Annotated in this window: 12 protein-coding genes; all 12 read left to right on the plus strand. The window is 38.5% G+C overall.

Annotated elements, in window-relative coordinates; translation table 11 throughout:
- The first annotated feature begins 57 nt into the window (after positions 1 to 57).
- Positions 58 to 402 carry a 50S ribosomal protein L20 gene (gene rplT / locus C825_RS14295; RefSeq protein WP_005635321.1) on the plus strand — a complete coding sequence of 115 codons (345 nt, stop codon included), beginning with the start codon at positions 58 to 60 and terminating at the stop codon, positions 400 to 402.
- 455 nt (positions 403 to 857) lie between these two features.
- Positions 858 to 3,032, plus strand: a complete 2,175-nt coding sequence (locus C825_RS14300) for a beta-N-acetylhexosaminidase (RefSeq protein ID WP_010802957.1) — start codon at positions 858 to 860, stop codon at positions 3,030 to 3,032.
- 128 nt (positions 3,033 to 3,160) lie between these two features.
- Complete coding sequence (locus C825_RS14305) at positions 3,161 to 5,404, plus strand: GH92 family glycosyl hydrolase (RefSeq protein WP_010802958.1); 2,244 nt, start codon at positions 3,161 to 3,163, stop codon at positions 5,402 to 5,404.
- Between the two features lie 157 nt (positions 5,405 to 5,561).
- The gene (locus tag C825_RS14310) at positions 5,562 to 6,866 is read left to right on the plus strand and encodes an AAA family ATPase (protein ID WP_007657079.1); all 1,305 of its coding nucleotides are present in this window, start codon (positions 5,562 to 5,564) and stop codon (positions 6,864 to 6,866) included.
- A complete protein-coding gene (locus C825_RS14315) occupies positions 6,847 to 7,632 on the plus strand; it encodes a hypothetical protein (protein ID WP_010802959.1) in 786 nt (261 codons plus the stop codon). Before C825_RS14310 ends, C825_RS14315 begins: the two co-directional genes overlap by 20 nt.
- 463 nt (positions 7,633 to 8,095) lie before the next feature.
- A complete protein-coding gene (locus C825_RS14320; protein ID WP_010802960.1) occupies positions 8,096 to 10,015 on the plus strand; it encodes a UDP-N-acetylglucosamine 4,6-dehydratase family protein in 1,920 nt (639 codons plus the stop codon).
- A gap of 394 nt (positions 10,016 to 10,409) precedes the next feature.
- Positions 10,410 to 11,165, plus strand: a complete 756-nt coding sequence (locus C825_RS14325) for a 3-deoxy-manno-octulosonate cytidylyltransferase (protein WP_228100092.1) — start codon at positions 10,410 to 10,412, stop codon at positions 11,163 to 11,165.
- A gap of 16 nt (positions 11,166 to 11,181) precedes the next feature.
- Positions 11,182 to 12,756 (plus strand): aldolase catalytic domain-containing protein, encoded by a 1,575-nt coding sequence (locus C825_RS14330; RefSeq protein ID WP_010802963.1) that lies wholly within the window; start codon positions 11,182 to 11,184, stop codon positions 12,754 to 12,756.
- The gene (locus tag C825_RS14335) at positions 12,749 to 13,444 is read left to right on the plus strand and encodes an inositol monophosphatase family protein (protein WP_010802964.1); all 696 of its coding nucleotides are present in this window, start codon (positions 12,749 to 12,751) and stop codon (positions 13,442 to 13,444) included. The genes C825_RS14330 and C825_RS14335 overlap by 8 nt, the downstream gene beginning before the upstream one ends.
- Positions 13,441 to 14,250 (plus strand): glucose-1-phosphate cytidylyltransferase, encoded by an 810-nt coding sequence (rfbF, locus tag C825_RS14340; protein WP_010802965.1) that lies wholly within the window; start codon positions 13,441 to 13,443, stop codon positions 14,248 to 14,250. Before C825_RS14335 ends, rfbF begins: the two co-directional genes overlap by 4 nt.
- Before the next feature lies 1 nt (position 14,251).
- On the plus strand, positions 14,252 to 15,307 hold the full coding sequence (rfbG, locus tag C825_RS14345; RefSeq protein WP_010802966.1) for a CDP-glucose 4,6-dehydratase: 1,056 nt from the start codon (positions 14,252 to 14,254) through the stop codon (positions 15,305 to 15,307).
- Complete coding sequence (locus C825_RS14350; protein WP_010802967.1) at positions 15,304 to 16,221, plus strand: NAD-dependent epimerase/dehydratase family protein; 918 nt, start codon at positions 15,304 to 15,306, stop codon at positions 16,219 to 16,221. The genes rfbG and C825_RS14350 overlap by 4 nt, the downstream gene beginning before the upstream one ends.
- The last annotated feature ends 230 nt before the right edge of the window (positions 16,222 to 16,451 follow it).

Genomic DNA, 16,451 nt, shown 5'->3' on the forward strand with positions numbered 1-16,451 from the left:
TTAGCAAGTTAAGATCATCATAAAGGATGACGCTAACATTCAAAACAGATTAGAATTATGCCTAGATCAGTAAATCATGTTGCTTCAAGAGCAAAAAGAAAACGGATTTTAAAACTTACCAGAGGTTATTATGGTGCACGTAAGAATGTGTGGACCGTAGCAAAGAATACCTGGGAAAAAGGTTTGACTTATGCATTCCGTGACCGTCGTAACAAGAAACGTAACTTCCGCGCATTGTGGATCCAGCGTATCAACGCTGCTGCTCGCCTGGAAGGTATGTCTTACTCTCGTTTGATGGGAGCTTTGCATGCTGCAGGAATTGAAATCAACCGTAAGGTGTTGGCCGACCTGGCTATGAACCATCCGGAAGCTTTCAAAGCTATCGTTGCAAAAGTAAAGTAAATTGATATATAAATGTCAATAAGAGAAGGGTTCCGGTTTCGGGACCCTTTTTTTGTTAGCTTTTTGCAATTCATACCTTCTGAAACACTGAGACTTTACTTTTTTATTCATTATTTAAGGGGAAATTGTTGACATTTTGTTTGGAAGATTCAAAGGCTTTACATATCTTTGTGATAAGAAAAATGAGTTAGCCGCACTTGTTCGATTGGGAAACTCATCAGTTTTTTTTAATTCCGAGACAAAGCTCTTGTCGCTAATGGCGGGCCGCACCCTTCGGGGCATGCATCGCACAGCGGATTACAAAGGTGGCAAAGCACTCAAATCCTGTCATACGGAGTTTGTTCATATCTACGGTGCGGCTTTCTTCTCATATAAAGGGAAAATCTCTTACGGGATTTTCCCTTTTTCTTTGTATATTTACCGCACCAAGAATAAATACACAAAAACTGATTATTATGTTACTGCCAAAACAATCGCGCATAGCGATGACGGGTGTTACTGTAGTATGCTCTTTGCTTCTTGTTGCCTGCTCTCCGAAAGAGACTGTGCAACTGAATGTAATCCCGCTGCCTGCACAGGTTAGTGCTTCAGGAGGCTTTTTGAAAGTCGACAGTGCTGCTGTTTTTTCTACGGCAAAGCCTGCAAATGTTCGCTTTATCGTGGATGAGTCAATAGGTGGAAATCCGGAAGGATACCAGCTTGTAGTGAATGAAAAGGGTATCGACCTGAAAGCAGCCACCGGGACAGGTCTGTTCTATGGCGAACAGACACTCCGTCAGCTGTTTTCTCCCCAGGGAGTCCCTTATGTCACCATACAGGATGAGCCTCGGTTTAAGTACCGAGGGATGCACCTGGATGTGTCGCGTCATTTCTTTCCCAAAGAAGAAGTATTCAAGTTGCTGGACGTGATGTCCTTTTATAAGCTGAATAATCTGCATCTTCACCTGACGGATGCAGGAGGATGGCGTATCCAGATGGATAAATATCCTAAACTGACTACGGATGCTGCTTTCCGTACCGAATCCGACTGGCGGAAGTGGTGGGATGGAAAAGACCGCAAATATCTTCCTGAAGGAACTCCGGGAGCCTATGGCGGTTATTACACCAAAGACGATATACGTGCGATCGTTGCCTATGCAGCATCTAAACATATTAATGTATTGCCGGAAATCGAATTTCCCGGTCATTCGGAAGAGGTCCTGTTTGCTTATCCGGAGTTAAGTTGTTCCGGTCAGCCTTATAAGAATGGAGATTTCTGTATCGGTAATCCGAAATCATTTACCTTTATGGAAGACGTACTGGATGAAGTGATCGAACTTTTTCCATCCGAGTATATTCATATAGGAGGGGACGAAGCCGGTAAAGGTGCCTGGAAAACCTGTCCTAAATGTCAGGCTTTGATGAAAAAGAATGGCATGAAAAGCGTGGATGAACTGCAAAGTTATATGATACATAAGGCAGAGGAATATCTGATCTCTAAAGGCCGTAAGCTGATCGGCTGGGATGAGATACTGGAAGGTGGCCTTGCTCCGGAGGCTACCGTTATGTCCTGGCGTGGCGAAAGTGGTGGCATTAAGTCTGCCCGTATGGGACATGACGTGGTGATGACACCGGGTAATTATATGTATTTTGACTTCTACCAGGCTGATCCGAAAACACAACCTTATGCTATCGGCGGATATACTCCGATTAAGAAAGTGTATAGTTATAATCCGATTCCGGTCGACTCACTGACTGCCGAAGAAAGTAAACACATCATGGGAGTACAGGCCAATACCTGGACAGAATATATTCCGAACGAACAACATCTGGAATATATGATGTTTCCTCGTGCTTTGGCTTTGGCTGAAATAGCCTGGTCGCCTCAGGAAAAGCGCGAATGGAATGACTTCAAACCCCGTATGAATGCTCATATTTCAAAATTACAGCAGATGGGCATCAATACATTTACTCTTTCCAACGAACTGGAAGTAACGATGAAGGTCGATACGGTCAGCAAACAGATTGAAGTCTACCTGGATGCCGAAAAGTATCCGGCAGAAATCCGTTATACGACGGACGGTACTGTCCCGACAGCCTCCTCCACAGTTTACGACGGGATGATTCAGGTGAAGGATTCAGCTTATATCAAAGCTGCTATTTTCAGTAATGGTCAGTTGCAGGGAACCCCGACCGAGAAGAAAGTCGATTACCACTGCGCCATCAACAAGCCTATACATTATAATAGTAAGTTGTATCCCGGTTATATGGCAGGCGGTATGAATGCGCTGCTCGATGGTTATCGGGGAGGACTGACCTATCTGGATGGTCGTTGGCAGGGATACCTGAACGACCTTGATTGTGTGATCGATATGGAAGAAGTTACCGATATTCACAAAGTATCCGCCCGTTTCATGCAACTGATCGGGCCGGGAGTTTTCCAACCGGCTACAGTCGAGTTATTGACATCCGAAGATGGAACGAATTTCACTTCACAGGGAATTATCCCGACCACCATCTCCAATAAAGATCCCGAACTTTCTTTCCAGGAATATCTCTTCCAGGGAGACTGGAAAGCCCGCTATGTCCGTCTGAAAGCTGATGAAGCGAATAAGGGGTTCATCTTTGTGGATGAGATCGTCGTATGGTAAGAAGGATAATGGACCAATGTGGTAAATATGCCAATGTGCCGATTCTAAGAATGAATGCATATGTATCTCATTGGCATATTGGCACATTTTCAAATTAGCATATTATTAATTAACTAAATAAATCGAGAATGAAGAAGCAAGTAATGAGCCTCCTGCTGTGTGGTAGCCTGATGGCGGCAGCACAACAGCCGGTAGATTATGTAAACCCTTTTATCGGGACCAGCAACTACGGGACTACTAATCCCGGAGCCATCTGTCCCCAGGGTATGATGAGTGTCACTCCATTCAATGTGATGGGATCGGAGAGCAACCGCTTCGATAAAGACAGCCAATGGTGGTCCACTCCATACTCCGCCGACAATGACTACATGACAGGTTTTGCCCATGTAAACCTGAGTGGGGTAGGTTGTCCCGAATTAGGCAGTCTGTTATTGATGCCGACCGCCGGCGAACTGAAAGTCGATTACCGGGAATATGGTAGCAAATATAAGGATGAAGTAGCCCATCCCGGTTATTATAGCAATGTCCTGACAAAATATGGTATCAAGACCGAAGCGACAGCCAGTATGCGTACCGGCCTTAGCCGTTTCACTTTCCCGAAAGGGCAGGGGAATATTCTGCTGAACCTGGGAGAAGGATTGACCAACGAAACCGGAGCAACCGTTCGTATCGTCAACGAAACCGAGATTGAAGGAAGCAAGTTGCTGGGAACTTTCTGTTATAACCCGCAGGCCGTTTTCCCGATCTATTTCGTAATGAAGGTCAGCAAGGTTCCCAAGTCGATGGGATACTGGAAGAAACAGCGTGAAATGAAAGGTGTGGAAGCCGAATGGGATGTCTATTCAGGCAAATACAAACTATATACCAAGTATAACCGTGAAATGAGCGGTGACGATGTCGGTGTATGGTTCACCTATGATACGGAAGAAAACGAAGCCATCGAAGTCAAGATGGGTGTCTCTTTTGTCAGCATCGAAAACGCCCGTCTCAACATGAATACGGAACAACCCGGTTTCGATTTCGATAAAGTCAGGACAACCGCCAGCAATATGTGGAACAGCGACCTGTCTCGTGTAAAGGTAGAAGGCGGTAGCAAAGACGACAAGACAATTTTCTATACCGCTTTATATCACCTGCTGATTCATCCGAACATTATTCAGGATGTGAACGGTGAATACCCGATGATGGAAAGCCTGAAAGTAGGTCATACTACCGGAAACCGTTACACCGTATTCTCTTTGTGGGATACCTATCGTAACGTAAGTACCTTGATGACCTTGCTTTTCCCCGAACGTCAGCTCGATATCATCCGTACCATGATCGATATGTATAAGGAAAGCGGCTGGTTGCCTAAGTGGGAACTATACGGACGTGAAACCCTCACGATGGAAGGTGATCCTTCCATACCTTATATAGTAGATGCCTGGATGCGCGGCCTTCGTGATTTCGATGTAGAAACAGCTTACGAAGCGATGCGTAAAGGAGCTACTACACCGGGTGAGTTCAACCTGCTTCGTCCGGACAATAACGATTATATGAGCAAAGGATATGTTCCGCTTCGTGAACAATACGACAACTCCGTATCCCATGCTTTGGAATATTATATAGCTGACTGGAACCTGTCCCAGTTTGCCAAAGCTTTAGGAAAGAAGGAAGATGCAAAACTCTTCTATGACCGCTCGATGGGCTATAAGCATTATTACAGTAAAGAATTCGGTACACTTCGTCCGATTCTGCCCGATGGAACATTCTATTCTCCCTTCAACCCTAAACAAGGTGAAAACTTCGAACCCAATCCCGGTTTCCATGAAGGAAGTGCCTGGAACTATACTTTCTATGTTCCCCACGATATCCCCGGTCTGGTTAAGCTGATGGGAGGCCAGAAGAAATTTGTAGACAAATTGCAGATGGTATTCGACGAAGGCCATTACGATATGGCAAACGAACCGGATATCGCCTATCCATATCTGTTCAGTTATTTCAAAGGTGATGCCTGGCGTACACAGAAGCTCGTTCGTGAATTGTTAAGTAAATACTATCATAATGCACCGAACGGTCTTCCCGGCAATGATGATACCGGAACCATGTCAACCTGGGCTGTTTTCTCTATGATGGGATTCTACCCGGCTTGTCCCGGCGATATGGATTATGTACTGACTTCGCCGACCTTCAATAAGGTTACCATCGATTTGAATAAGAAATTCTATCCAAAAGGTGAGTTAGTAATCGAATCCATGCATAACAATCCGGAAGACATCTATATTAAAGAAGTAACAGCCGACGGAAAGAAGCTAAAAGGCTATACTATTTCTCAGGAAGAATTGGTAAATGCCGGAACGCTCAAATTCATTTTGGAAGATACGCATAAATAAGAGATAAAAACATGGCAGAAATAAGCCCTGGAAGTTTTGAAACTTTCCAGGGCTTTCTATTTCGAATATAGGATACTTGATAAATAATAAATCCTTTTACCTTTGTAGTCATCGGTTTTTCCTTTATTTTTGCAAAGACAGAATTAAAAAAGGACAGATGAGCAAATATAAATATTCGCTATATGGGTATCATGCTATAGAGAAAGCTGATATTACTATCAATGGAATAACTGTGTTGTCCGGAGAAAATGGTTGTGGCAAAAGTACTTTGTCAAGATGGTTGTATTATATAATTAATGAATCGAACAAATTTGATGAATCTCTTTATGAGGAATTCTCCAATCAATTAAGAGGAAATCTTCATAAATTGTTTAGAGCTAGTCGGGAGATAAGTCAGAGCGATGAATTCACCTCATATCATGAGGTGATCGATCAGATAAATGATCAAGTTGATATAGACACATTGAAAGAAAGATATATAAGTTTGGTTAAGCAGTTCGAGTTGAGACTGATATCTTTCTTATCTGCAGAAATGATGAAGAGCAGAAAAAAACGTATTTTCTCTTATCTGAAAATTTCATATAATGATGATAAAATCCTCTTAGAAAAGAATATTGCTGAATTTTTTAGTTTATTAATAGCTGATTTTGATCAAAAATATGAAGAACTTTATCTTAATAAAGAAAAACGCTCATTAGATCAACTGTATAGATTTATAAAAAGAAATTATTTAGAGGAAGATAAAGCCCCGTCAAAGATACAGCTTTCAGAAGATGGGGTTAAGCTATTGGAAAAAGGAAAATTTGATGCTCCATTGATGATTCATAGAGCAATATATATAGATACTCCAATGGCTTTGTCTGATAAAGCTAAAACGTTAAGTACCCATTGGACAGATTTATATGAAATGATGATAAGTCCTCGGGGAGAAATGCCTCAGTCTGGCAAAAAAGTGTTGTTACGTATCAGGCGACTGATAAATGGGCAGATAATAGTTGAAGACGATACATTTGGTTTTAATAAGGAATTGCATTTTCATCGGGAGGATGGTTTAAATATACCTTTGGAAAAAGCTGCTACCGGTTTGAAAGCTTTTGCCTATTTACAGCGTCTTTTGGAAAATGGTTATCTGAATGAAGAGACCTTGTTGCTTATTGATGAACCCGAAGCCCATTTACATCCTCAGTGGATAGTGGAATTTGCACGTTTATTAGTTTTGCTGCATAAGGAATTAGGCTTAAAAATTATGATTGCCAGTCATAATCCGGATATGGTTGCAGCTATACAATCGATTGCTCATAAAGAGGATATTATCGAAAATACCTGTTTTTATCAGGCGACTAGAAGTGAGAATTCATTACAATATACATATCAAAACCTCGGAAGCGATATAAAAGAGATTTTTGAGTCTTTTAATATTGCGATATCCCGTATTCAAGATTATGGTTCCAATAATTTATAATGAAGACATTATTGTTTCTCATTTGATAGCAAAACATTGTTTGTGTTTATTAGATGAAGTCTCTCAAAGAGATTATAATAAAGTAGGGATTTTTTCAAGCAAGATCAAATGTTTGGCTTTGGATGATTACGAAACAAAGTTCTGTGGTGGTTCAAAAGATAATACAATGGATGCAGCAGTCGGAATTAGTGATTATCAAAATAATCGAAAAGTAAATCATAGATTGTTGTTGGTAGAATTGCGTTTGGATTATCAAAGTTCTAGAAATCTGGATAAAAGCTCGTTAGTTCGCAAAATAAAACATTCTAAAGATTTATTATCAGAGTCTAGGATTGCCCCCAATAGTTGTTTTATTTTTTCTGAAGAGGTTGCTCCCAAGGCTCAAAGTTGGGTACGGCGCTTTGCTCGTGAGTTTAGTGCGAATTGGGAGGTGATGAATCCCATACAGTTTAATGCTTTTATAAAATTTGAATCAGATATGCCGTATCAACCGGAAAATGATTTAGATAGAATAAAAGAAGTCTTGTATGAATGTTTGAAGAAAAAGGATTTAAAGAACTTTTTTGATAATACAAGATATTGGCGTACAGAAGCTTTAAAATATAGGAATCAATTTAAATTATTGGAATTTGAAGCCATTACAGATACGCTATGGGATATATGGAAATCTTTTGATATAGCGGCTTATTCATCTGATGAAATGGATATTCTTGAATCAGAAATAGAAAAAGAGGATTTGCAGATTCTCATTGGAAGATACGCATAAGTAAGAAAAATAAATTATCGTAAGGGAGCCCTGGGGAGTAATGAACTTCTCAGGGCTTTTTGCATTTAGGAAACTGTATTATGAGTGTAGAGATTGATAGGCAAACTTGTTACTGAATGTAAAATCTTTTGAAAAGATGAAAGGGGGATAATTCAAAATGACTAGAAAAAACGATCGTTTTTTCTAGTCATTTTTTTGTGCTGCAAAGGTAAGTGATATTTATTGAAATACAAAGAGTTTCTGAGAAATTATCTATTTGTTCTTCAATGTTTTAATTCGTTTTTTTCAAAAAGCCGCTTCAATCATAGGTTAACAAAAATTAGGTAAATATAGTGACTAGAAAAAACGATCGTTTTTTTTAGTCACTCCAATGACCTTTAAGTATAAGAATTACAATGATTTATGTAGGTTGGCCGCTTGGGACTGACGAACTTTTTTACATAATATCCTTAATTTACAACTTATGAATATCAATGGTTTTGCACTAGTATTATCACGCGTTAAATTTTTTAACCGTTGGATCGTCCTATTTATTGACTTATTTCTATCAATTCTAGCTACTGCTACTTCTCTGTCATTCCTATGGTATATTCTTGGAACAGAGCTTGTGGACGATTCTCTTTTTCATATATTATCCATTTCTTTCTGCAGCAGTCTGGTGAGTTTCTTTTTGTGCCAGACCTATAAAGGTGTGATCCGGCATTCTGCATTTACAGAAGCTGGACGTCTTGCTTTATCCTCATTAATAAAGGTACTTTTCATCGTCATTTTGGTCTACCTGACTACGACGATTCAATCTCCTCGTGAATTAGCCTTAGGAGCTGTAGTAGACTTGTTCCTTACCTTCTTCCTTTTGACAATACTCCGTGTTTTCATGATCGTTTTCTATTCAATTATAGTCAATAGTGTATCCTTGAATCAAGGAAAATTATTGATCTATCAGGGTGATAAATCCGGAACTTTCTTGTTTGATGCTTCCCTGAGTGACAAACTATTGTATAAAGTTTGTGGTTTCCTGCGCTTTGGAGATCATACCTGTTTACGTGTAGGAAAATACAGAATTTATTCAATTAAAAAGCAAGTAGACTTTAACCATTTGGTTAATAGGAAAAATATTAAAGCAGTATTGTTTACGGACTATCATTTAGTAAAAGAAGAGAGTGAGCGTTTAGTCCGTTATTGTGAAAAGAAGAAAGTTCGTATGTTGATGCTTCCTTCTGTAGATGAATTGAAGAAGGGTAAGGTTAATTTCCGTAATCTCCCTGAGGTACATATAGAAGATTTATTAGGTCGTGAGGAAATCTGTATCAATATGACTGAAATCGCCACTTCCTTGAAAGGCAAAGTTGTTTTGGTAACCGGAGCCGCCGGTTCTATCGGTAGCGAATTATGCCGTCAACTATGTACATTCAATCTGAAGCAATTGATCTTGTTTGACAGTGCAGAAACCCCTATGCACAACATACGTTTGGAACTGGAAGAAAAATTTCCTCAGGTAGAATTTACTCCTGTAATGGGAGATATCCGGATGATCGACCGTGTAGAGTCCCTTTTCTTGCGTTTCCAACCTCAATATGTATTTCATGCGGCTGCTTATAAGCACGTACCTTTGATGGAGGAAAATCCTTGTGAAGCAGTCCATACGAATGTATATGGAACCCGTAATGTGGCGGATATGGCTGTCAAATACAATGTAGATAAATTCATAATGATTTCTACTGATAAGGCGGTTAATCCGACTAACGTAATGGGAGCTTCCAAACGCCTGGCAGAAATCTATGTACAAAGTTTTAGTATTGCTATCAGCAAAGGTTTGCATCCAGGCAAAACCCGTTTTATCACGACTCGTTTTGGGAATGTTTTAGGAAGTAACGGTTCTGTTATTCCCCGTTTTCGTGAGCAATTAGCAAAAGGAGGCCCTTTAACAGTGACTCATCCCGACATCATCCGCTACTTTATGACAATCCCGGAAGCGTGTCGTTTGGTGCTCGAAGCCGCATTTATGGGCAAGGGCAATGAAATCTTTGTATTCGATATGGGAACTCCTGTAAAGATCGTTGATCTGGCTCGTCGTATGATCGAATTGGCAGGTCTTGTCCCCGGCGAGGATATCGAAATTCAATATACGGGGCTCCGCCCGGGAGAAAAACTGTATGAGGAACTTCTGGCAACTAAAGAGAACGTCCTCCCTACAAATAATGCTAAAATATATCGCGCTCAGGTGAGAGAATATGATTACAATGATATTTGCTCGGTTATGAGTCCGTTGATTGCTTTGGCGATTAAAGTAGATAAAATGGGGACAGTCCAAATGATGAAAGGGATTGTACCGGAGTTTAAGAGTAAGAATTCGGAGTATGAGGTGTTGGATAAGGTTGAATAATATTCTCTTTATCTGTCCTTTGTTTGATCAGTGGATATTATGCCGATGGAATTTGTATCTGGCTATCCTTTCTGACATTGCTGGCTTGGCCGGTAATCTGTTCTTGATACTCAACTATATGCCTGCTTCTTATAATACCATCGAGTGAGAAAAGGCTTGACAGATGACTTTCGAAATCTGGGGAACGGTTATCAATATACATTCTGGCAGTTATATAAGTTATGGTGGATTGATTATGTTTTTTATTCTGAATCTTTAAAAGGAAAGGATTGTTTTTCTCCTAACGCGCCTTATAGTGATCATAATATGGTTGTTTGGAGAGGATGTTTGAAAAATCTGATAAATAGATTGTTATAACAAGTGTTTTTTGATACGTTTTTCTTTGTTAAGAAATATGAAATTTAAAAATAGAGATATGAATGTAATAGGTATTATTCCTGCTCGTTATAAGAGTACACGATTTGAGGGTAAACCTCTTGCGAAGATTTGTGGGCATCCTATGATTTGGTGGGTATACCAACGTGTTTGTCAAGCACAAAAAATTAAAGAAGTGTTTGTTGCTATAGATGATGAACGTGTTCGTAAGGTTTGTGAAGAACTTGATATTAAGTATGTAATGACCCGAAGTGATCATCCTGAGCATATTTCTCGTATTCATGAAGTTGCTGAAAAAGTAAAGGCTGATTTATATGTTTGTGTGAATGGTGATGAGCCTCTTATTTCACCTAAATGTATTGATCAAGTTATACCCTGTGAGATAGATGATAATTTCTTTTTTAGTGGTGCTATGCGTACATTAACAGACCCTGCAGAAACTATTGATTCTGCTAATATAAAAATTGTTATGTCTGACATTGGACGTTGTGTGTATATCAGCCGTACTCCTGTTCCCTATCCTAAAGGGACCTTAATGTTTAGCTATAAGAAGTATGTTGGTATTGAGTGTTTCTCAAAAAAAGCACTTGATTTCTTTGTGTCAACACCTCAAGGTAACATTGAGCGCATTGAAGATATTGATCATCTTCGTTTTTTGGAGCATGGAAAAGAACTTCAATTTACCCTTGTTGATTCAGAGTCGATCTCTGTAGATACTCGTAAGGATTTGGAAAAAGTCATTTATATAATTGAGCATCAAGGAGCTAATTTGTAAATCAAAAATACTGAAAATGAGAAAGATTCAAATATTAGATTGTACTCTTAGAGATGGTGGTTATATTAATGACTTTCATTTTGGAGAGAGGGGTATAAAGAAAATTATTGCGCAGCTCTCATCTGCAAATATTGATATTATTGAATGTGGATTCTTGGAAGATGGTAATAATGATCCTGAATATTCTTTATACACAACAGTTGATCAAATAGCTAATATTTTGCCTTCTCAGCGTAATGAAAATACGATGTATGTGGCAATGGCTTGTTACGGTGAATATGATCTTGCGCAATTGGCCCCTTATGATGGAAAATCAATAGAAGGAATTCGTGTGACTTTCCACTACAATGAGGTGGAAGATGCCTTAGAATATTGTCGCCAGATTCAAGCAAAAGGTTATAAAGTTTTTGTTCAGCCTGTCGGTACAACCAGTTACACCGATGAACAATTGTTATGGTTGATACGTAAAGTAAATGAATTAAAGCCATATGCTTTCTATATTGTTGATACGTTAGGACTAATGCATCAACATGATGTGTTGCGTTTTTTCTATTTAATTAATCACAATCTTGCAACAGGTATCCACATAGGATTCCATAGTCATAACAACTTACAGTTATCATATTCCAATTGTCAATGTTTGGCTTCTGTGGAAACGGAGCGTGTAATATCACTTGATTCATCTGTTTTTGGTATGGGGCGTGGTGCTGGTAATCTTAATACGGAGCTTATTGCCAACTATCTTAACACAAAGTCTCGTTGTTATGAAATAGAACCAATTTTAGAAGTGGTGGATGAATATATTATGCGTATTAAGCAAGAACATGATTGGGGATACAGTGTACCATATTATCTTGCTGCTATTAACGGATGTCATCCTAATTACGCATCATATCTGTCAAGTAAACAGACACTTAATGTTAAGAGTATTGGTACGATTCTGCGTATGATTGAGCAGGATAAGCGTTCGTTGTTTGACAGGGAACTCGCTGAAGAGAAATATCGTGATTTTCAAGCTCATGAGGTTGATGATAGTGGATCAATAGCAACATTAAAAGCAGCAATAAAAGGTCGTAGTGTTTTACTTATTGCTCCTGGACCATCACTTAATGAACACCAAGAAGAATTGTTGCAGGTTGCAAAAGAGCATAAGTGTATAGTGATGTCTGCAACTTTCATCCCCAATTTTATTGATTGTAACTATGTGTTTCTTAGTAATTTGAAACGTTATAATACAACGTTTAATCCTCAGAAGAAAGTTGTCTGTCTTATACATACTTCAAATATTGAAGTAGTTGAAGCTAATGCAGTGAGGGTTAATTATACTTCGTTACTTGATGAAGAAAATGTAATAATGGATAACTCTAGTATAATGCTTATTAATCTGTTGACGAAATTGGAACCTTTACAAGTATATCTTGCAGGTATGGATGGGTATAAGGCAGATACAAGTAATTATGCAGAAGAGCGTCTTGTGTTAAATCAATCAAAGGATAATGCAGAAGCAATAAATAAAGCAATGCGTAATCGTATTGCAGAACTTCGTAAATCGCTTAATATCTCATTTATAACTCCATCGCTTTATGAATAAAAATATTTGCCGTGGAATATATGCGTTGATATGTGAGCATTTAGATGATATTCTAACTTTGCGTAATACTAGAATTCTTAAAGATGACCTGTCTTTTGTTTCAAAAGGTGATTTGCTTTGTGATAAATTGGTGAAAAACTTTATCAAAGAAAATTTACCTAACAGTCACATTGTTTCGGAGGAGATAAAAGAAAGTTGGAATATACCTACAAATGCAGAATATATAGTGACGGTTGATCCAATAGATGGTACAGAAAACTTTGTTTCAGGTTTGAAAGAGTGGGGAATTGGTATTAGTATCTATCATAATGATAGGCATTTTCAGTCAATGATAGCATTACCGGAGTTTAATATTTGTCTTGTAACAGGAGATAAGTTGGAACGTATTTCAGGTTCGCGCCTTTGTGGTCTGCCTTCCTATATGAAACCTGAACATTTTGAACAGCTTGATAGAGATTATGAATATCGTCAACTTGGATGTTGTATGTTGAATATGTATAATGTCATTAAGGGGTGCTTTACTAAATTTCATCATCTAACAGGTTGTTATTCTTGGGATATTTTACCAGGAATGAATCTCGCAATAGAACATGGACTTAATGTCGAGATTGAAGGGAAGAAGTATTCAGGATGCTTTTTACAGCCGGGAATTAAATATAAGTTTGTAGTTAAAGATTCTATTATATGAAAGTTGTACTACTTGCAGGTGGATTTGGCTCTCGGATAAGTGAAGAGAGTGTGTTTAAACCTAAACCAATGATAGAGATAGGTGGTATGCCGATTCTTTGGCATATAATGAAAGAATATGCTTATTATGGGCATAATGAGTTCATAATTTGTGCTGGTTATAAACAAGAATATATAAAAGAATGGTTTGCAAATTATTTTCTGTATAATTCTGATGTAAGTTTTGATTTTCGGAATGGGAAAAACATCATGACGGTACATTATAGTAATTTGGAACCATGGAAGGTTACAGTTGTTGATACAGGTTACAATACTATGACAGGTGGACGTATCAAACGTATTCAAGAATATGTGGGTGATGAATCATTTTTCATGACTTATGGTGATGGAGTTTGTGATGTGGACATGAATAAACTTCTTGAATTTCATAAGTCTCATGGTAGGATTGCAACCTTAACAGCAGTAAAACAGGTTCAAGAAAAAGGAGTATTAGAAATAGGTGGTGATCAAGCTGTAAAGGCTTTTCGCGAGAAAAACATTAATGATGGTGCTCCTATTAACGCTGGATATATGGTACTTGAATCTGCTGTATTTAATTATCTCACAGATGATTCTTGCGTTTTTGAACGTGAACCGCTCCATAGGTTAGTTAATGAAGGGCAGTTGATGTCCTATATTCATACTGGTTTTTGGCAATGTATGGATAATGTTCGAGAAAAAACTATGCTTGAAAATTTGCTTGTTGCGGATAAAGCTCCTTGGAAGAAATGGGAGCGTGTAATTCCTAATAATCCTTATAGCGAATAATATGGAAAATATTTTAGAATTTTATAATGGGAGACGTGTTTTTGTGACTGGTCATACAGGTTTCAAGGGATCATGGCTCTGTAAAATGTTGGTTAATGCTGGAGCAAAGGTAACAGGATATTCATTGGAACCTCCCACATCACCTTCTCTTTTTAATATTGCAAATATAGCGAGTGATGTTCATTCCGTGATTGGCGATATTCGCGATTTGGCTTTATTGAAAACCATTTTTAATGAGGTTCAGCCTGAAATTGTGTTGCATTTGGCTGCACAACCAATTGTGCGTGATAGCTATAGAGATCCTGTTTATACTTATGAAACGAATGTGATGGGTACGGTCAACATTTTGGAGTGTGTTCGTCACTTTTCATGTGTCCGTTCTTTTTTGAACGTAACAACCGATAAGGTATATTTAAACAAAGAGTGGGTGTGGGGGTATCGAGAGAATGAAGAATTGGATGGCTTTGATCCATATTCAAATTCCAAGTCTTGCTCCGAGTTGGTTACACATTCTTATAAGAACAGTTTCTTCTCAGATAGTAAGGTTGCCATTTCAACGGCTCGTGCTGGTAATGTGATAGGTGGAGGAGATTTTGCTAAGGATCGTATTATCCCCGACTGTGTTCGTGCAGCTCAAGCTAAGGAAGATATAATTGTACGTAATCCCTTTTCTACACGTCCTTACCAACATGTATTGGAACCTTTGTATGCTTACCTTATGATTGCAGCTCGTCAGTATGTGGATGGAAGATATGCTGGTTATTATAATGTGGGGCCTGATGATGTGGATTGTTTTCTGACAGGAGCACTTGTCGACCTTTTTGTACAGAAATGGGGTGATGAGATGAAGTGGATTAATCGTTATGAAGGTGGTTTTCACGAGGCAAACTTCCTGAAACTTGATTGTTCTAAATTGAAAAATACTTTTGATTGGGTACCCCGTTGGAATCTTGAAACCGCTATTATCAAAGTTGTAGAATGGAGCAAATGTTGGATCAATGGAGAGGATGTGAGAATATGCATGGATAAACAGATTAATGAGTTTTTGGAAAAATGAAAAAGGTTATTATAACAGGAGCAGATGGTTTTATCGGAAGTCATACTGTTAATTATTTTTTAGCACAAGAAATAGAAGTTTTGGCTATTGATATATGTGATATACCCCATCGTTTGGTTCCCGATGGAAAGAAGTTGAAGTATATGCAGTGTGATATTGCGAATATTCAAGAAATGAAAGAAAAAATCCCAACAAACTATTATGACACTTTTATACATTTTGCTTGGGTGGGTTCTGCTGGGCCAGCACGTATGGATTATAATCTTCAAATACAAAATGCTCTTAATACAGTGGAATGTGTGAAGGTCGCTAAAGAGTTGGAGTGCAGTCGTTTTGTATGTGCCGGTAGTATTATGGAGTATGAAGTTGAAGCAGCAGTTCATGCACAAGGTAGTCAACCAGGTATGGGATATATCTATGGAATGGGTAAGCATATAGCACACTGTATGTGTAAGGTTGTGGCTGTGAATATAGGAATTGAGTTAATATGGCCAATGATAACCAATGCTTATGGGGCCGGTGAACTTTCACCTCGATTTGTGAATACTACTTTACGTAAGTGTATTAATGGAGAACCTCTTCAGTTCACTGCTGCTACACAAAATTATGATTTTGTGTATGTGACAGATGTTGCTAAAGCTTTCTATTATATATCAAAGAATGGTAAACCATTTTGTGAATATATGATTGGTAGTGGTAAGGCTCGACCCCTCAGAGAGTTTATTCTTGAAATGCAGCAAGAGTGTGCCCCTGAATCAACACCATTGTTTGGTGATATTCCTTTTACAGGAACAAATATGCCGCTTTCAACGTTTGATACCACGATTACAGAGAAGGACACAGGCTTTAAACCAGCAATTAGCTTTGCAAAAGGTACACGTATGACAAAAGAATGGCTTGCTGCTAATAAGTGATTGAATATTAGTGGTTTATTTTTTTTGTGGAGCAGTCGTTGTTCTTGTTTATAATGTCAGTAAGTATATATAAACTGGTTGACTCATTGCAAAAGTAAACCTTTAAAATAGGGAACTAATATTAGTTAATGATGGTTCTACAAAGTTTGTAAGAGGTGTGTAAAATCTGATAGTCGTATAAAAAATATATAGGGTAATTAATCGGTAATATATGAGGAGAATAAAGATTG

It is taken from the genome of Parabacteroides sp. ASF519, assembly GCF_000364265.2.
GTDB classification, from domain to species: Bacteria; Bacteroidota; Bacteroidia; order Bacteroidales; family Tannerellaceae; genus Parabacteroides; species Parabacteroides goldsteinii.

Bases quoted from the DNA above. Each gene is read 5' to 3' on its own strand.
- C825_RS14305 (WP_010802958.1), top strand. From the start codon at position 3,161: ATGAAGAAGCAAGTAATGAGCCTCCTGCTGTGTGGTAGCCTGATGGCG.
- rfbG (WP_010802966.1), top strand. From the start codon at position 14,252: ATGGAAAATATTTTAGAATTTTATAATGGGAGACGTGTTTTTGTGACT.
- rplT (WP_005635321.1), top strand. From the start codon at position 58: ATGCCTAGATCAGTAAATCATGTTGCTTCAAGAGCAAAAAGAAAACGG.
- C825_RS14310 (WP_007657079.1), top strand. From the start codon at position 5,562: ATGAGCAAATATAAATATTCGCTATATGGGTATCATGCTATAGAGAAA.
- C825_RS14335 (WP_010802964.1), top strand. From the start codon at position 12,749: ATGAATAAAAATATTTGCCGTGGAATATATGCGTTGATATGTGAGCAT.
- C825_RS14315 (WP_010802959.1), top strand. From the start codon at position 6,847: ATGGTTCCAATAATTTATAATGAAGACATTATTGTTTCTCATTTGATA.
- C825_RS14320 (WP_010802960.1), top strand. From the start codon at position 8,096: ATGAATATCAATGGTTTTGCACTAGTATTATCACGCGTTAAATTTTTT.
- C825_RS14325 (WP_228100092.1), top strand. From the start codon at position 10,410: ATGAAATTTAAAAATAGAGATATGAATGTAATAGGTATTATTCCTGCT.
- rfbF (WP_010802965.1), top strand. From the start codon at position 13,441: ATGAAAGTTGTACTACTTGCAGGTGGATTTGGCTCTCGGATAAGTGAA.
- C825_RS14350 (WP_010802967.1), top strand. From the start codon at position 15,304: ATGAAAAAGGTTATTATAACAGGAGCAGATGGTTTTATCGGAAGTCAT.
- C825_RS14330 (WP_010802963.1), top strand. From the start codon at position 11,182: ATGAGAAAGATTCAAATATTAGATTGTACTCTTAGAGATGGTGGTTAT.
- C825_RS14300 (WP_010802957.1), top strand. From the start codon at position 858: ATGTTACTGCCAAAACAATCGCGCATAGCGATGACGGGTGTTACTGTA.